Here is a 13874-nt window from a genome sequence, read left to right as displayed (position 1 = left end):
GAGTCAGGCTCCGATGGCGGCGTAAAGCGTGGCGTTGGCGAGGATGTCGAGACCGGTGACCGCCCCGGACAGGTCGGCCCAGGAACTATCGAGCAGGATGTCCAGCTCCGCCTCGGACAGCACCGGGCGGTCGCGGACCTCCAGTTCCACCGTCACCAGCCAGAAACCGCCCGAGGACAGCGGGGCCTCGTACTGCCGGGTGAAGCGGGCGACGTGGTCGATCACCCCGAGGCCACTGCGCAGCGGAATGATGAACCACTCCGCTCCGGCCCTGCCCTTCCACTGGTACCAGGCGTCGAACACCGCGTATTGGGCGTCGGTGAAGCGCCACTTCAGCGGGATCTTGGTGGGAACTTGGGTGAATTCGCGGCGCTGGCGGGCCGGTCCTTGCTCCATGTCGGTGCGGACCACCCCGTCGGCGGGCTTGACCGCATAGGGTTCCGCCAGCGGCATGGGCAAGGTGGCGGGAAAGCGGATCATCGATAAGCCCCGTTGGCGCGGTTGAGTCCGTATTGCCGCTCCAGCACCGGGGCGATGCCCTGGCCGCGGACGATGTCGCCGGACATGGCATCGGTGATCTGCTCGACGATGATGTCGAGCGTCAGGCCGCCGCCGGAATCGCGCCGCTGCACTGTCCGGGCCTGTGTCCCCTGCGGCGTCTGGATATTGACCGAAACCGGCACGCTGACGCTCACCGGAACATCGTCGCGGGAACGCAGGTTGAAGCGATGACGGGGATCGCCCCGCGTCAGCACCTCCTCACCCTTCTGGGCGATGATCGGCACCTCGCCCCCCACCAGACCGCCCCGATGGAAGCGGGACGCGCCGATGAACACCGCCGGATCCAACCTCCGGGTTTCCAGCCGGTCGAGACCAATCAGGCCGCCCGAATGGGCGATGGCGAAATTGCCGGTATCGGGCACTGGGACGGAACCACCGCCGCCACCGGAGAACCAGCCGCCGATGCCGGCGATCATGCCGCCGAAGATGCCGCCACCGGCTCCACCGAACGGCGGCGCCACCACCGACATGCGCCATGCCGCCCGCAACGCCTCCTCGGCCAGGCTGTTGAACAGATCCTGCCCGGCCAGCTTGCCGGTCATGGCCCATTTGACGAAGGCATCCTCGCTGGCCCGCAATGCCCCGGACATGGCCCGCTCGGCACTGGCGGCGGCATTGCTGGCCTCGTCGGCATAGGCCCGCACCGCCCGGATGGCGCCATCCTGCCAGTCGCGGCTGGCGGCCAGTTTGTCCTGCTCCAATTCCTGGTAGCGGCGGGCGTAGGCTTCCTCGGTGAGGGCGCCCGAGGCCCGCTGCTCGTTCAGCTTGGCCAGTTCATCCTTGAATCGCAGGGTGGCGTCGTAGGCCAGAGTGGTTTGTCGGGCCTCGTCCTTGACCGCTTCGGCATATTGCCGCGAGCGGGCCGCCCGATATTCGTCCACCTTGGGATCGTCTTCGGCCAGCTTGTGGCCGCGGGCGAATTTGGCCACGTCATTGTCGATGGTGACGGTGCGAACGCGGTTGCGATCACTGCTGCGCACCGCCGCCGCCAACCGCATTTGGGCATCGATCTCCCGTTCCAGATCGGCAACCGCGCGGGCCGCCTCGCTGTTGGCGCGCGATTTCTGCACCTGGGCGTAGGAGGCTGCCAGTTCGCCATTGGCATCGGTCAGTCCCTTGGAGGCCTCTTCGGCCAGCCAATTGGTCCGCTCCGCCAGGATGGTGTCGGCCACCGAGCCTTTGGCCGCATCGGCGAGGCGGTCATTGGCGGCGGCTTCCTGATCCATGGTGCGGATCAGGCCGTTCTTCTGCTCCAACAGTTTGGCGGCATCGATGCGGCGCAGCGCCCGGTCGTATTCGGCCACCGCCGCGCCGTTATTCTTGAAGGCGAATTCCAGCACCTTGGCGGCGCGGGCCGCGTCGATCTGGGCCTGTCCGCCGATGCGGGCGGCTTCGGCCAGACGCTCCTGGCCACGGGCCTGGAGGTTCAGCCCCAGCACCTCGGCCTGGGCCTGGGCCGACATTTCGCCCGCCCCCTTGGCTTCGGCCTCGCGGGCCAGCAGATCCTTGATCTCCTGTTCCTTGGGCTGGGTGCGATAGACGCCGCCTTGCTGGAACAGCTCCTTTTCGATCTGGCGAAAGCCCTTGGCCGCCTCGTATTGGGCCTTGGTGCGGGAGAACTCGGCGTTGCCGGCGGCGCGGGCCGTATTCAGCTTCTCCTGCCATTCCACCTCGAATTTAAGATCGGACAGCTTCTCGATATAGGTCGGCTCGCGCTGCTCGGCCCGGACCCGGTCGCGCTCCATCTTGGCCTGGGCTTCCATGCCTGCCCGCTTGCGGGTGATCTCGTCGAGATCGGCGGCGACATCCTGGCGTTCGGCCAGCAGGCGGCGCAGTTCCTCGTTCTCCTCCCTGACCGCCATCACCACCACGGAATGGGTTCCGGCGGGCAACGGCTTGTCGAGGGCCTGCTCGCCCCCCAGGGCGGCGATACGGCGATCCAGATCGGCCAGCCGCGTCTTGACCGAGGATTCCCCCGGCGTCAGCGATTCCAGTGTCGCCGCCCCAGCATTGGCGCCGCCCGACAGAACCTTGCGCAGCCAGGGGGCGTTGGTGAAGGCAGCCCAAGCATTGGCCATGCGGGTGAAGGACCGCTCGGCGGTGTCGGCGCTTTCCTTGGCGGCTTCGTCGAAGCCCCGCAACGCCTTGATCAGGGTGTCGCGGAAGAAATCCGCCGTGACCTTGCCCTGGGTGACCATCTGACGGAACCCGCCCGAGGGCAGAGCGGCGGCCCGGTCGAGAGCCTGGAGCAGGCCCGGCATGGGCTCGACGATCTGGTTGAGCTCCTCGGCCCGCAATGTGCCCGACGACAGCCCCTGGGCCAGACCGAACAGCGACTGCTCCAACTGCTCGGACGACGCACCCAGCGCGATGGCGGTGGACTGGAAGCCCTCCAGCAGGGCACGAGATTCACCGGTGGTGATGATCCCGGCTTTCTGCAACACGGCCAGCCGGGAATAGGCCCCGACCACCGTCTCCAGGGCGGTGCCGGTCTTCTGAGCCTGGGCATAGAGATAGCTGGTGGTCTCAGACAGGGCGGCGGCGCCGACCAGCCCCTTGAGGCGGGCTTCCAGGCTTTCCACCTTGATGGTGGACTCGACCATGGCCTTGCCGAAGAAGCCGATGGCCGCGCCCGCCGCCAGCCCCGCCGGTCCCAGCGCCATCATCACCGAGCCAATGGGGCCAAGCCGGGAAGCAAACCCCGCCATGCCGCCCTGGATATCCTGGCTGGCGGCATTCATGGCCAGCAGCGACTTCGACGCGGGCTGGGCGGCCCCTTCGATCCGGGCCAGCGCCTTCTGCCCGTCCTCGCCCAGTTGCAGCAGGGCGCGGCGCACGGTTTCGCCGTCCTGCAGGGACAGGCGGATGGAGAGGGATTTGGTGGCCATGGGGGCGTACTTTCGCCATCGCGAGCGGGCGGCTGCCCGCACCCGCCCGGAAGCACAGCTTCCGGACCTTCAGTTTTTTCTCAATAATTCAGGGTGGGTCCGGGAGGTCCGCGACCTCCCGGATGGGGTTCGGGGCAATCGCCCCGATCATGGTTCCGCAGTCAGCTTCGCCGCCCCCGTCACCATGCCCCGCTCGGCGAACGGCAGCAGCCTCGCCAGCAGGGGCTGGTCGTAACCCATGGCCTCGGCCTGGATCAGCAGGGCCGGAAGGTCGAGGCCGGTGATGCCGCCACGCGGGCCGATACGAATGGCGCCGATGGAACCGGTCAGCAATTCCCAGGCTTGCCAACCGGATTCGGTCAGGGGGGCGTTGCGGTCATAGGGGCAGTCGCAGTTTCCACCGCAGCCTCGGCAGTATTCCGGCCCGCCGCCGAAGTGCCATTCGGCGCGGGCCTGGAGACGTTTCCCTCGGCGATGACCGCTTCATGGGTTTCGGTGTACTGGACGACGAAGCCCTCGGCCATGCGGGGAAGCTGCATCAACTCGGCGATGGCTGTGTCGGAGATCTCGGCGGGCTGGTCACCGGCATCCAGCACACCTTCCCATTTGGTGATGGCGGATCGCGCCAGACCTTGGGCGAACAGCATCTGCGACAGACCGGCCAGGGCGTCCTCGTCGGACAGATCGGGCAGGCCGGTGATGTCGGCCCCGGCGGCTTTCAGATCGGCATGTTCGGCGGCGATGGCGCGGGCCATGCGCCAGCCTCGGGCACGGGCGGCCTCGTACACCGCCGTAGTCAGCGGGCGCACGAACACCTTTACCCCGTGGGGCAGATCGATCCAGTAGGGTTCCTTGGGGATGGTCAGGCGGATCATGATCAATACCCCGTCACGTCGTTGACCAGGGTGACGCGGAGCAGATACCCCGCCACCGGATCACGGGCCGCGCGCCAGTCGTAGCTGGCCTGGATGCCGCCGGGGCCTTTGATCTCCTGCTTCTTCTTGGGCAAGAAGACGCGGGGCAGATGGAAGGTCAGGGCGAAGGCCGAGCCGGGAATGGTGAAGCCGTATTCCATCGCCACCGGGCTCTCGGCTGCGATGGCGGTGGTCAGCGTGGTGTCGGTGCCAAAGCGGATATCTACCGAGCCTTCGGCGGTGGCCTCGGTTTCGTCCACGCCGTCGATCAGGCCGTCGGCGCGGATGGTTTCGACCCGCTCCAGATTGTTGGAAAAGGACAGCTTGCCGCCCACCACGTTGGCCAGTTGGCCGCCGCCGACCCGGATGGTGCCGCTGCCCTGGCTGAACCGCTTCAGGGCGAAGCTGGTCGGGCTGGCATCGATGGTGATCGCGGACTCGGCCTCGCCCTGGGCGATCACCCCGATGCTGGCATTGGCGGCACCGGAGCGGGCCATGTCGAAGGACAGCTTGTCCAGCTTGGCGCCGCCATGGCGGAAGAACTTCGGTGCTGCCAGTTGGGCGTGGCCGATCTCGATGGCGAGGCTGGGCAGCGTGCCGCCCGAGGTGAAGACATGGTCGAAGCTGCCGTCACCGTTATCGCTGGTGGCGGGGGCGCCGAACAGGCCCTTCAGCCAGAAGCCGAGCGCCCGCACATCCAGCGGCACACCGATATCGCCCTCGTCCTTGATCGCCTCGTAGAACGGGTCCTGGGCGTCGCGACCCTGGCCCAGCAGCGGGTCGTAACCCAGCGGTCGCTCGGCCCCCAGGCTGGAGTCCTTGAACGACAACCGCCCATAGCCGTCGGCCGGAAGCGTGCCGTAAACCGTCTCGAAGGCGGCCAGCAGGGTGCAATCGGCGCCGTAGGCCCGAGTCTTCGCCATGGGGAACTCCCATATATTAAGGTGTGGGTCAGCCCAACGGGTCGCTGGAGCCGTAGTGAATGGTGAGCGGCACCGTGGCTCCCCGCAGCGCGGCGGCGCCGTCGATGGCTAGGCCGGAAGTCTTGGGAGCGCCCCATTCCAGCCATTCGGCCAGACCACCGAGGGAACGGTCGGCCGCCAGGACGTCCCCCACCGCCATAAGCAGTGCATCCAATGCGGCGCTGTCGTCGTCCTGGCCGCGTTGAAGGATGACCTCGATCTCGGCTTGGTGTTCCCAGAGATAGGAGAGCGGTGATAGCAGCACCTCCGGGTCGCCGGGATCGCCGTCGCGCAGGATGATCAGACCACCGGCGGGGACCGTTTCCGGAAGCGGCGCTTCCCGTTTGATCGTGGCATCCGGCACCGTTTCCAGCCGCGCCAGCAGGGCGGCGAGGATTTGTTCGCGGACGGAGGGCATGGGCAATCCTTGAAACGTGCGCCAATAAGGCGTACATATTTAAAGCATCAATTGGAGCCGCCATCATGCCCAGGACTGCCCAGCGCCAGGAGCGCATCAGCATTCGTCTCAGCCCGCAATCGAAGCGGAAGCTGGAACGGGCCGCCGCCTATGCCGACAAGACGCTCACCGACTTCGTGGTCGATGTCGCCTTGCAGAAGGCGGATGCGGTGGTGCGCGAGCACGAGGTCATTGCGCTCAATGCTGAGGAATGGGAGCGTTTTCAGGAACTGCTGCTCAATCCGCCCGAGCCGAACGAGAAGCTCCAGAAGGCGCTCGAGGATCATTCGCGGGTCGTGCGCCGGTGAGTCTCGCCACCGATTCCATCCAGATCGAGCCGCTTGAATCCCATCATGATCGCTCGTCCTTCTCTTGCGGCAATGAGTCCCTCGACCGCTATATCCACGAGCAGGCCAGCCAGGATGTCCGGCGGAATACCGCACGGGTGTTCGTGGCCGTCATGCCGGATCGGCCCGAGCATATCCTCGGCTTCTTCACCCTCAGCGCCGCGACGGTGGTCGCCGCTGACCTGCCGCCAGCAATGGAGAAGCGCCTACCGCGACATCCCATTCCGGCGGCACTGATCGGGCGCCTCGCCGTTGATCTGGCCGCTGCTGGACAGGGTCTGGGCAGTGTTCTGCTGGCTGATGCCGTCAAGAAGACCAAGGTGGCGGCGGAGACGGTCGCCATGTCGGTGATCGTCGTTGACCCCATCGACGATGGTGCCCAAGGATTCTACTCGGCGTTCGGGTTCCAGTCCCTGCGGGGACCACAAAGACGGATGTTCATGGCCATCCATGGTGGTGCTGCCAAATCGGTACAGTGATCGGAATGATCACCGCCAATTCCTGACGATCAGCTCCGGCAGCGCCGAAGCCCACCGCTCGGCGGCGGCGTTGACGTCCAGTCGCTTTCGCAACGAGAGCTGCGGCACCAGGATGAACATCACCACCGTGGCCAGCCCGCGCCCGGAGCGGAGCGCCGAGGCGCTGCCCTGGGCGAAGCCACCCCGTTTACCGGTGCGGGCCCGCATGTTTTCCGCTACCAACAGCGAGGGGGCTCCCCGGCGGTAGATGAAGCGCAGCCGGGCACCGTGCATCTGTTCCCATAGGCCGGGCGTCATGCGCTTGGCCCTCGGCCCGGTGCCGGCGGCGGGTGTGGGAATGGCCAACCAGAAGCCGTGCTTGGACTTGATCACGGCACCCTGGTCGAAGGCGCGGATGATGGTGGGAGCCCTGGTGAAAACGAACCCCGCGGCCTTGATGCTTTTCCGGCCCTTGGGATAAAGCTCGGCCCGCCAGGTGTTGGCGAGGCGCTGGCCCATGCCCGCTTCGGTGACTTGACGGCGGAGATCCGCTTTCAGGCCGTCGGCGGCCTGGCGCATGGCGGCGGTGACGGCGTCTTCGGCGGCCTTGACCTCCTCGGCCATGATCTTGCGCAGATCGCCGGAAATAGCCGCCGCCAGTTTCATGCCAGTCTCGTGTCCAAGGTCCAGATCAGCCGTTCGGCATCCAGGCGGGGCTCGCCCTGGACGACGAAGCTGTCACCGCCATGGGTGATGATGTCCCCCGGCTGGGGTGCCGCAACCTCCCGCCGCCGAATCTCGAACAAAGCCGTGCCGGTCTGCACGGTGATGTCCGAGAATTCAATGTCGCGGTCGGGCCGCCGCACCAGGGCACGGATGGACCGGCCCTGACACGTCACCGTGACGGCCATGTTCGGATCGGCGAACAGGTCGTCGATGGCGTCGGTGAAGGCGCTCATCAATTCCCCGAAAACAACCGCACCGCCAGACGCGGGCGCTTGTTGACCGGCAGGATGGAGGCCTCGGTCTTGACGTCGATGGCGCTGCCGTCCTGGCGGGCCAGTTGGCGGGCGTACATGGGTACGCCCAGGGTGTTGACCGTCTCGATCAGATTGGCCGGGGCGCCATAGGTGACGAAGGTGTCCATGGTGCCGAGCGGGAAGGCGATGCCTTCGCCCGCCGGGATCAGGGTTTCCGTCTGGCCGGTGGAAAGGGTGACGGTGGCGCTGTATTCCTCGAACACCATGCCGGCGAAGGGGAAGCGGCGCCGCACGTCTTCCCGCAGCGGCTGGGCGCCGGTCGAGGAATAATACTGGTAAGCCTGCTCGACTTTGGCATGGCCGATCAGACGATCGAAGAATTCCGGGCTGACCAGGGCCAGCACGCTGGTCATGGTCTCGCCCTTGAGTTCCGTCTCCACCTTGCGCAACACGTCGCGGATCTTGGCCTGGACATTGGTGGTGGCGGTGCCGAGGGTGAAATCCACCTGCTGGCGGCTCAGGCCGAATTCGTTGAAATAATCGTAGAGGGTCGAACCACCACCGTCGCGGACCACGCCCTTCAGGGCGTTGACCTCCATAAACTCGCGGGTCTGGGCGTGCTTGCTCCGCATGCGGGTCAGCTTGCGCTCCATCACCGTGGCCAGCGGATCGGCGGCATCGGCGACACCGAAGCCGCGCACGCCCTGGACGTCCTGGGGGGTGATGGAATCATCGTGGGGAATCCACGGCACCGTGAACGACCGCATGCTCCGGGCATCGCGGTTGGCGACGGTGGCCGGGCCGCCCAGGGGCACAGTGGGCAGCAGGTTGAGGACGCCTTCCGCCTGCTCGATGATGACGCTGCGCTGGGTAACGCCCTCGAAACGGAACAGCCCCATCTGGCCGAGACGGGTGTAGAGGTTGGGCAGGATGTTGATGGCTTGGGTCATTTCGGCGAGCGAGTAGCCGCCCACGTCGAAGGGATTGATGATCTGGGTCATGGGAAAGGCTCCGATCAGACGGTGGCACGGGCAACCAGCCCCACGGTGGCAAGCTGGACAATCTTGGCGGCCCGTTCGGCAGGCTGGTCGACCGAGGCATCGAACGCCAGGGCACCATCGGCCAGAATGACGGGACCGCGGGCGACGATCAGGCCGGTGACGGCGGCATCCGTGGCATCCACCGCGTCCAACAGCACGGCGATGGCCACCTCGGCGCCTTCGTCGCCGGCCACCAGTGCGGCGGGGGACAGACGGTATTCGCTGTTGGCGGTGATGCGGCCCAGCACGGAACCCAGAGGATAACTGGTCCCCACCTTCAGGGTGACGGTCTCGCGGGTGTAGCTGGCGTTCAGTTCAAACTTCAGCAGATCGCCCAGGGTGGGCGCCATGGTCAGCACGGACATGGGTGATCTCCGTTATTTCCGGGCGGCGGCCTCGCGGGCACGCCGGACGATGGGGCTTTCGGTTTCGGTCTTGGGGACGGCTCCCGCCGGAGCGGCGGCGACCACATCGGTGGCCTCGGAGCGCTCGGCCAGTTGCTCCAGCACAGTGCGGCGCAACGCCTCGGGGCGGATGCCCTTGGCCATGGCCTCGGCGGGATCGATGGTCACACCCAGTCGGGCGGCCTGGGCGGCGATGGCGCTGATCTCGGAATATTCGGCGCGCAGACGCTGCTCCAGGTCGGCGGATGCCTGGGCGGGCGGCTGCGGCATGGCAGCCAGAACGGGGATGTCCCCCGTGTTCTCGGACATGGTGGTCTCCTTGGGTTTGGACAGGACGGGGGAACGGATAGACGGGCGCGCCAGGGTGGCGCCGAGATCGGCCAGGGCAACGTGGAGCGTGCCGACCTTGTCGGCCAGCCCGGCGGTCACCGCCTGATCGCCGCGATAGACCGCAGCCTCGGTGGCGCGCACGACGTCGGGAGACAGGCGGCGACGCTCGGCCACCAGGGTGGTGAATTTCCCGTGCAGCGCATCGACATCGGCCTGAAGGGCTGCGCGGGCAGAGTCGGACAGCGGCTGGTGGGGATTGCCATCCACCTTGCAGGCCCCGGCATGGACGAAGCTCCAGGCCAGCCCGGCTTGGGCATCGGCCCCGGATTCGTCGCGGTGGACCGCCACCACGCCGATGGAGCCGACCTCGCCGGTCTGGGTGACGTAGAGGCGGTCGGCGGTGCAGGCGATGGCATAGGCCGCCGACAGGGCGGCTTCGTCAGCCACCGCCCAGATGGGCTTGCCACACTGGGCGCGGATGGCCTGGATGTGGTCGACCAGATCGAACAGGCCTCCCACCTCGCCACCGGAGGAGTCCACGTCCAGCAGAATGGCGCGGATGCCGGGATCGGTGGCCGCCGCCTCGATGGTTTCGGCGATGTCGGAATAGGCGGTCAAGCCGCTGGCGGCACCCAGGTAGCCGGAGCGGGCCACCAGGGTGCCGACCACCGGGATGATGGCGATACCGTCGGGCGTGACCGCCACATCGGCGGACGGAGCCGTATCGCCGTCGAAGGAGATGGACTGCCCAGCCAGCCGGGGGCCGAGAGCACCCAGGATCACATCCAGCTTACTGCGGGCGACCAGCAGCGGCGTCCCATACAAGCGAGCCGCGAGATGAGGGAGGTCCGTCATGACCGCTCCCCTACCATCCGGTCGCGGACACGGTCGGCGATGCGGGCTACATCGACGGTGATTTCGATCTCGCCGCTGCGGCAGGTGACAATATCCCGCCCTGCTGTGCCGTCAGCCGAGGAGCCGACCATATTCACCGCCCGCCGGAGATCGATTCCGATGGAGCGCAGATCGGAAACGACGGCGAGATGCACCATGTCCCTCAGCGTGAAGTCACGAGCAACGCCATTTCGAGTGCTGTGAATGGGCACGAAATGCCTGCGGTGGATCAGGCCATGGAGACATGTTCGGGAAATTCCCGTCACCTCACTGACGGTGTCGATGCTGAAGACGCGTTCGCTCATATCCATCCTCCGGCTGATGGGGCTGGTGTCATGGGTGGGAACTGCCGGCGGCGTGGCGCCAAACACCAGACCCAGCCGCTGCTCCCTTTCCCGGTCGGCGGCAATCTCGGCATCCACCTGTTCCGCGTCAAAGCCGCGCTCGGCCAGTGCCTGGGTGCGGCTTTTGAGACCGGCGCCGATCTGCTCGATCTCGGCCTTGGCATCCTTCAGCGGATCGACCCAGTCCCATTTCGGCGGCAGCCAGGAACAGGCGATGAAGCTGGCGCGGTTGCGCTCATAGCCGGGAATGTCGAGCGCCCCGGACAGCACCGCCACATCCAGCCAGCGCTGCCACACTTTCCTGCACATCTGGTGGACCATCACCGAGTGCTGCCATGCCTCGACCCGGCGGCGGAACTCCAGCAGCGCCATGCGCGAGTTGGAGTAATTGGCCTTCAGCATGTCGTTGCTGAGGTAGGCGTAGGGGATGCCGGTGGCGGCGGAGATCTGCAGCAGCGTCCGGTACTCGAACGGCTCATAGGAACCGCCGACATCGGCGGGGGCCGAGGTCTGGATCTGCTCGCCCGGCTCCAAGGGCACCACCTGGCCGGGCTGGACCTCGACGATGCGGTCGCCGGAACCATCGTCGGCGGGCACCATGTCGATCACGTCGGCCGGGGCCGGAGAGATCACGAACATGGCGTACATGGCCGCGATCTTCTTGCGCTCCAGTTCGGCGTCGTCGTACTGGTCGAGCAGGAACAGCTTGACGATGGCCGGGGCCAGCCGGGAGACTCCGCGAAGCTGGCCGGATTCCACCGGGTCGATGACATGGATGATTTCGGCGGCAGGAACACGCACCATTTCGCCGACCATGCCGGGATCGGTGAGATCGCCGGGATGACGCCGCAGGAACCAATATGCCGCCCGTCGCCCGATGCGATCAAACTCGATGCCCTGACGGATCACGTTGCCGTTGAGAAGAACCTCGGTTCGGGTCAGCGGCAGCATCTCGGAGGGCAGCATCTGAAGCTGCAACGGCACCGTCAGGCCGTCTTCCGGGCGACGCGGGCGCAAGCGGAAGAACACTTCCCCGGCGATGAACACCTCGCGGGCGGCCCGGCGCTGCTGGCCGTAGAAATCGGTCAGCTCCTCGGCGTCGGACTCGTCGGTCCAGGCCAGCCAGAGCTGCTGCACCAGGGCCTTCAGATCCTTGTCGGCGATCAGCGATGACGGCTTGATGCCGGTGCCGACCGCGTTGCCGGTCCAGCTTTCGGCGGCATTGAGGGCATAGCCGTTGTTGCGGACCAGATAGCGGGCTCGCGCCGTGATGTCGGAGCCGGCGGCGGCGATCAGGGTGTTGACATGGGCGCGGCTGGGCTGGAAGCCCTTGAGCCGGCGGCTGCCCTGGGCGGCCTCGAAGCCGCCGATCAGGGCGCCGAGGCGACGGCGGAAACTCCCCAGCATGGTCATAGCCCCTTGGTGGCGACGGCGAGAATCCGGCGGCGGGGCTTCTTGCCCTCCAGCACGGCAATGCGGCGGTCGAGATCGGCCAGCACATGGTTAGCCTGGGTCAGGTCGTATTGGACGGTGCGGTCGCCCACGGTGACGCGGGCCACCAGGGAATTGCGCCGCGCCAGCACCCGCTCGCGCTCGGCCTTCAATTCATCGAGAGTCATGATCAGTGCATCCCGCTGAACTTGATGATCCGCCGGGGACGGCGGGCGATCCGGCGCACCTGCCCGGCTTCGGGGTCGCTGGCGTGGTCCGCGACCGCCACCTGCTTTTCCAGATCCCGCCACTTGGCCTCCGACCAGCGGTCGGCACCGGCGATCCAGGCGGCGGCGCGGGCGTAGACCCGGCAATCCAGCGCCTCATTGCGTTCCCGCAGCTTCTGCCACTCCAGCTTGGAGAAGCCGCGTCGGTTCTTGACCGTCACCAACTGCTCGGCGACGAACTGCTTGCACCACTCGGACTCGGCCCACGATGGCAGATGCACCGTTCCGGCCGGGAAACGGATTCCCTCGGCCAGTTCCTCATCGGTGGGGCGTTCGAGGCGCAGGAAGCGATAGGTCTCCGACTTGAAGGTGGAGACCGCCACGATCCACAGCCGGGCACCACGCCTGATCTTCTTGCCGCCCTCGGTGGCGTCCACATAGGTGGGGCCCGACACCGGGCTGGAGCGGTTGAAGCCCTCGACACCCTTGACCGGCGACACGCTGGCGACGCCCATCTTGCGGCCCCAGGTGTAGACCGCCGATGCCTCGTAACCGCTGTCGATGGCGAGGCGGGCGATCTTCAGGGCAGCGCCGTTGGCGTGGGTCCAGGTTTGGCCCAACACCCGCTCCAGCGCCGTCCAGGTCTCGGCCTTCTCGGGACCGCCCTCAATGACGACGTGATCGACCAGCCAGCTTTCCAAGCCACGGCCCCAGGCCCAGACATCGATCTCGATGCGGTCCTTCTGGACGTCGGCCCCGGCGGTGAGGAACAGCCCGCCCGTCGGGACGGTGCCCGGACTCCAAGTCTCGCGGCGGTCGTACAGCCGCTGCCAGTCGGGCGCTTCACCAGATTCGACCCAGGTTTCGCCCAGCACGGTGTTCTTGAACACCCGCAGCGCGTCATCATTGCCCTGGGCGGCTTCCCACAGCCGGACGATGTCGCGCCACGACTGCCAGCCCGGCGGCGAATACAGCGCCGAGATGTGAAAGCCGATAGTGCCGGGATCTGTGGCAATGGCGGTGGCCCGCCATTCTCCGGCAGCCAGCATGCCGCCCTTATGGTGCTCGGCGATGTCCTGGTCGCAGGATTCGCAGACGTAACGGACGCTGCCCGGCTGGCCCTTGTCCCATTTCAGCCGCTCGAATTTCAGCCACTGCATGGTCCCGCAATGGGGACAGGGCACGAAGAACCGGCGCTGGTCGCTGGCCTCGTATTCCCGCTCGATGCGGGACATGCCTCGGATGGTCGGCGTCGAGGCCAGGAACGCTTTCCGCCGATGGGCGAAGGTCAGCGAGCGGGCCTCGGCCAGCCCGACCGGATCGCCTTCCTCGTCGGCGGAGGCCGGATAGGCATCGACCTCGTCGAGAAACAGGTAACGGGCCGGCATGGAGCGCAGCCCCACCGCACTGTTGGCCCCGGTCAGCACCAATGTGCCGCCGGGAAAATCCTTGGACAGCATGGTGTTGCCGGCGTCACGCGACCGGGCAGGCTTTACTCGCTCCCGGATGGCCGGGCTTTCGTCGATCAGCGGGTCGATGCGCTGGCGCGACGCCCGCTTCGCCATCTCCACGGTGGGCTGGACGCACAGCATCGGCCCCGGCGCATGGTGGATGACGAAGCCGATGAAGCAGCACCC

General features: G+C 66.8%; 16 protein-coding genes. 2 read left to right on the top strand and 14 right to left on the bottom strand.

Translation table 11 applies throughout. The features are described 5' to 3' along the window. Positions 1-3: 3 nt before the first annotated feature. From CP958_RS03615 to CP958_RS03590, 6 genes are all read right to left on the bottom strand, one after another. Positions 4-480 (bottom strand): hypothetical protein, encoded by a 477-nt coding sequence (locus CP958_RS03615; RefSeq protein ID WP_096700640.1) that lies wholly within the window; start codon positions 478-480, stop codon positions 4-6. After that, entirely contained in the window at positions 477-3449 is a 2973-nt protein-coding gene (locus CP958_RS03610) for a tape measure protein (protein ID WP_096700639.1), read from the bottom strand. The genes CP958_RS03615 and CP958_RS03610 overlap by 4 nt, the downstream gene beginning before the upstream one ends. A gap of 147 nt (positions 3450-3596) precedes the next feature. Further along, complete coding sequence (locus CP958_RS03605; RefSeq protein WP_096700638.1) at positions 3597-3782, bottom strand: hypothetical protein; 186 nt, start codon at positions 3780-3782, stop codon at positions 3597-3599. 26 nt (positions 3783-3808) lie between these two features. Further along, positions 3809-4324: a hypothetical protein gene (locus tag CP958_RS03600; RefSeq protein ID WP_096700637.1), complete on the bottom strand. Its 516-nt coding sequence runs from the start codon at positions 4322-4324 to the stop codon at positions 3809-3811. A gap of 2 nt (positions 4325-4326) precedes the next feature. Next, positions 4327-5286, bottom strand: a complete 960-nt coding sequence (locus tag CP958_RS03595; RefSeq protein ID WP_096700636.1) for a phage tail tube protein — start codon at positions 5284-5286, stop codon at positions 4327-4329. A gap of 28 nt (positions 5287-5314) precedes the next feature. Continuing rightward, on the bottom strand, positions 5315-5743 hold the full coding sequence (locus CP958_RS03590; RefSeq protein WP_096700635.1) for an acyl-CoA transferase: 429 nt from the start codon (positions 5741-5743) through the stop codon (positions 5315-5317). A gap of 65 nt (positions 5744-5808) precedes the next feature. Here CP958_RS03590 and CP958_RS03585 point away from each other — a divergent pair, with 65 nt between their 5' ends. Both CP958_RS03585 and CP958_RS03580 read left to right on the top strand, forming a co-directional pair. After that, positions 5809-6090 (top strand): DUF1778 domain-containing protein, encoded by a 282-nt coding sequence (locus tag CP958_RS03585; protein ID WP_096700634.1) that lies wholly within the window; start codon positions 5809-5811, stop codon positions 6088-6090. Next, positions 6087-6608: a GNAT family N-acetyltransferase gene (locus CP958_RS03580; protein ID WP_197706344.1), complete on the top strand. Its 522-nt coding sequence runs from the start codon at positions 6087-6089 to the stop codon at positions 6606-6608. The genes CP958_RS03585 and CP958_RS03580 overlap by 4 nt, the downstream gene beginning before the upstream one ends. A gap of 9 nt (positions 6609-6617) precedes the next feature. Here CP958_RS03580 and CP958_RS03575 read toward each other — a convergent pair whose 3' ends face one another. From CP958_RS03575 to CP958_RS03540, 8 genes are all read right to left on the bottom strand, one after another. Next, positions 6618-7253 carry a DUF6441 family protein gene (locus CP958_RS03575; protein WP_096700632.1) on the bottom strand — a complete coding sequence of 212 codons (636 nt, stop codon included), beginning with the start codon at positions 7251-7253 and terminating at the stop codon, positions 6618-6620. Beyond that, positions 7250-7546 (bottom strand): hypothetical protein, encoded by a 297-nt coding sequence (locus tag CP958_RS03570; protein ID WP_096700631.1) that lies wholly within the window; start codon positions 7544-7546, stop codon positions 7250-7252. The genes CP958_RS03575 and CP958_RS03570 overlap by 4 nt, the downstream gene beginning before the upstream one ends. Continuing rightward, a complete protein-coding gene (locus CP958_RS03565) occupies positions 7546-8568 on the bottom strand; it encodes a major capsid protein (RefSeq protein WP_096700630.1) in 1023 nt (340 codons plus the stop codon). The genes CP958_RS03570 and CP958_RS03565 overlap by 1 nt, the downstream gene beginning before the upstream one ends. Before the next feature lie 14 nt (positions 8569-8582). Then, positions 8583-8972 carry a head decoration protein gene (locus CP958_RS03560; protein WP_096700629.1) on the bottom strand — a complete coding sequence of 130 codons (390 nt, stop codon included), beginning with the start codon at positions 8970-8972 and terminating at the stop codon, positions 8583-8585. Positions 8973-8984: 12 nt separating this feature from the next. Then, the gene (locus CP958_RS03555; RefSeq protein ID WP_096700628.1) at positions 8985-10196 is read right to left on the bottom strand and encodes a S49 family peptidase; all 1212 of its coding nucleotides are present in this window, start codon (positions 10194-10196) and stop codon (positions 8985-8987) included. Then, positions 10193-11986 (bottom strand): phage portal protein, encoded by a 1794-nt coding sequence (locus CP958_RS03550; protein ID WP_242442723.1) that lies wholly within the window; start codon positions 11984-11986, stop codon positions 10193-10195. The genes CP958_RS03555 and CP958_RS03550 overlap by 4 nt, the downstream gene beginning before the upstream one ends. Positions 11987-11988: 2 nt before the next feature. Then, positions 11989-12198, bottom strand: a complete 210-nt coding sequence (locus CP958_RS03545; protein WP_096700627.1) for a hypothetical protein — start codon at positions 12196-12198, stop codon at positions 11989-11991. Between the two features lie 2 nt (positions 12199-12200). Next, positions 12201-13874 (bottom strand): phage terminase large subunit family protein (locus tag CP958_RS03540; protein WP_141400403.1); only part of this gene is annotated, 1674 nt, incomplete at its 5' end.

Source organism: Magnetospirillum sp. 15-1, from assembly GCF_900184795.1.
In the GTDB taxonomy this organism is placed as follows: domain Bacteria; phylum Pseudomonadota; class Alphaproteobacteria; order Rhodospirillales; family Magnetospirillaceae; genus Phaeospirillum.
Note: the sequence above shows the minus strand (reverse complement) of the source record. Positions and strands in the feature narration are given on the sequence as shown.

Bases quoted from the DNA above. Each gene is read 5' to 3' on its own strand.
- CP958_RS03615 (WP_096700640.1), bottom strand. From the start codon at position 480: ATGATCCGCTTTCCCGCCACCTTGCCCATGCCGCTGGCGGAACCCTAT.
- CP958_RS03610 (WP_096700639.1), bottom strand. From the start codon at position 3,449: ATGGCCACCAAATCCCTCTCCATCCGCCTGTCCCTGCAGGACGGCGAA.
- CP958_RS03600 (WP_096700637.1), bottom strand. From the start codon at position 4,324: ATGATCCGCCTGACCATCCCCAAGGAACCCTACTGGATCGATCTGCCC.
- CP958_RS03595 (WP_096700636.1), bottom strand. From the start codon at position 5,286: ATGGCGAAGACTCGGGCCTACGGCGCCGATTGCACCCTGCTGGCCGCC.
- CP958_RS03590 (WP_096700635.1), bottom strand. From the start codon at position 5,743: ATGCCCTCCGTCCGCGAACAAATCCTCGCCGCCCTGCTGGCGCGGCTG.
- CP958_RS03585 (WP_096700634.1), top strand. From the start codon at position 5,809: ATGCCCAGGACTGCCCAGCGCCAGGAGCGCATCAGCATTCGTCTCAGC.
- CP958_RS03575 (WP_096700632.1), bottom strand. From the start codon at position 7,253: ATGAAACTGGCGGCGGCTATTTCCGGCGATCTGCGCAAGATCATGGCC.
- CP958_RS03570 (WP_096700631.1), bottom strand. From the start codon at position 7,546: ATGAGCGCCTTCACCGACGCCATCGACGACCTGTTCGCCGATCCGAAC.
- CP958_RS03565 (WP_096700630.1), bottom strand. From the start codon at position 8,568: ATGACCCAGATCATCAATCCCTTCGACGTGGGCGGCTACTCGCTCGCC.
- CP958_RS03560 (WP_096700629.1), bottom strand. From the start codon at position 8,972: ATGTCCGTGCTGACCATGGCGCCCACCCTGGGCGATCTGCTGAAGTTT.
- CP958_RS03555 (WP_096700628.1), bottom strand. From the start codon at position 10,196: ATGACGGACCTCCCTCATCTCGCGGCTCGCTTGTATGGGACGCCGCTG.
- CP958_RS03550 (WP_242442723.1), bottom strand. From the start codon at position 11,986: ATGCTGGGGAGTTTCCGCCGTCGCCTCGGCGCCCTGATCGGCGGCTTC.
- CP958_RS03545 (WP_096700627.1), bottom strand. From the start codon at position 12,198: ATGACTCTCGATGAATTGAAGGCCGAGCGCGAGCGGGTGCTGGCGCGG.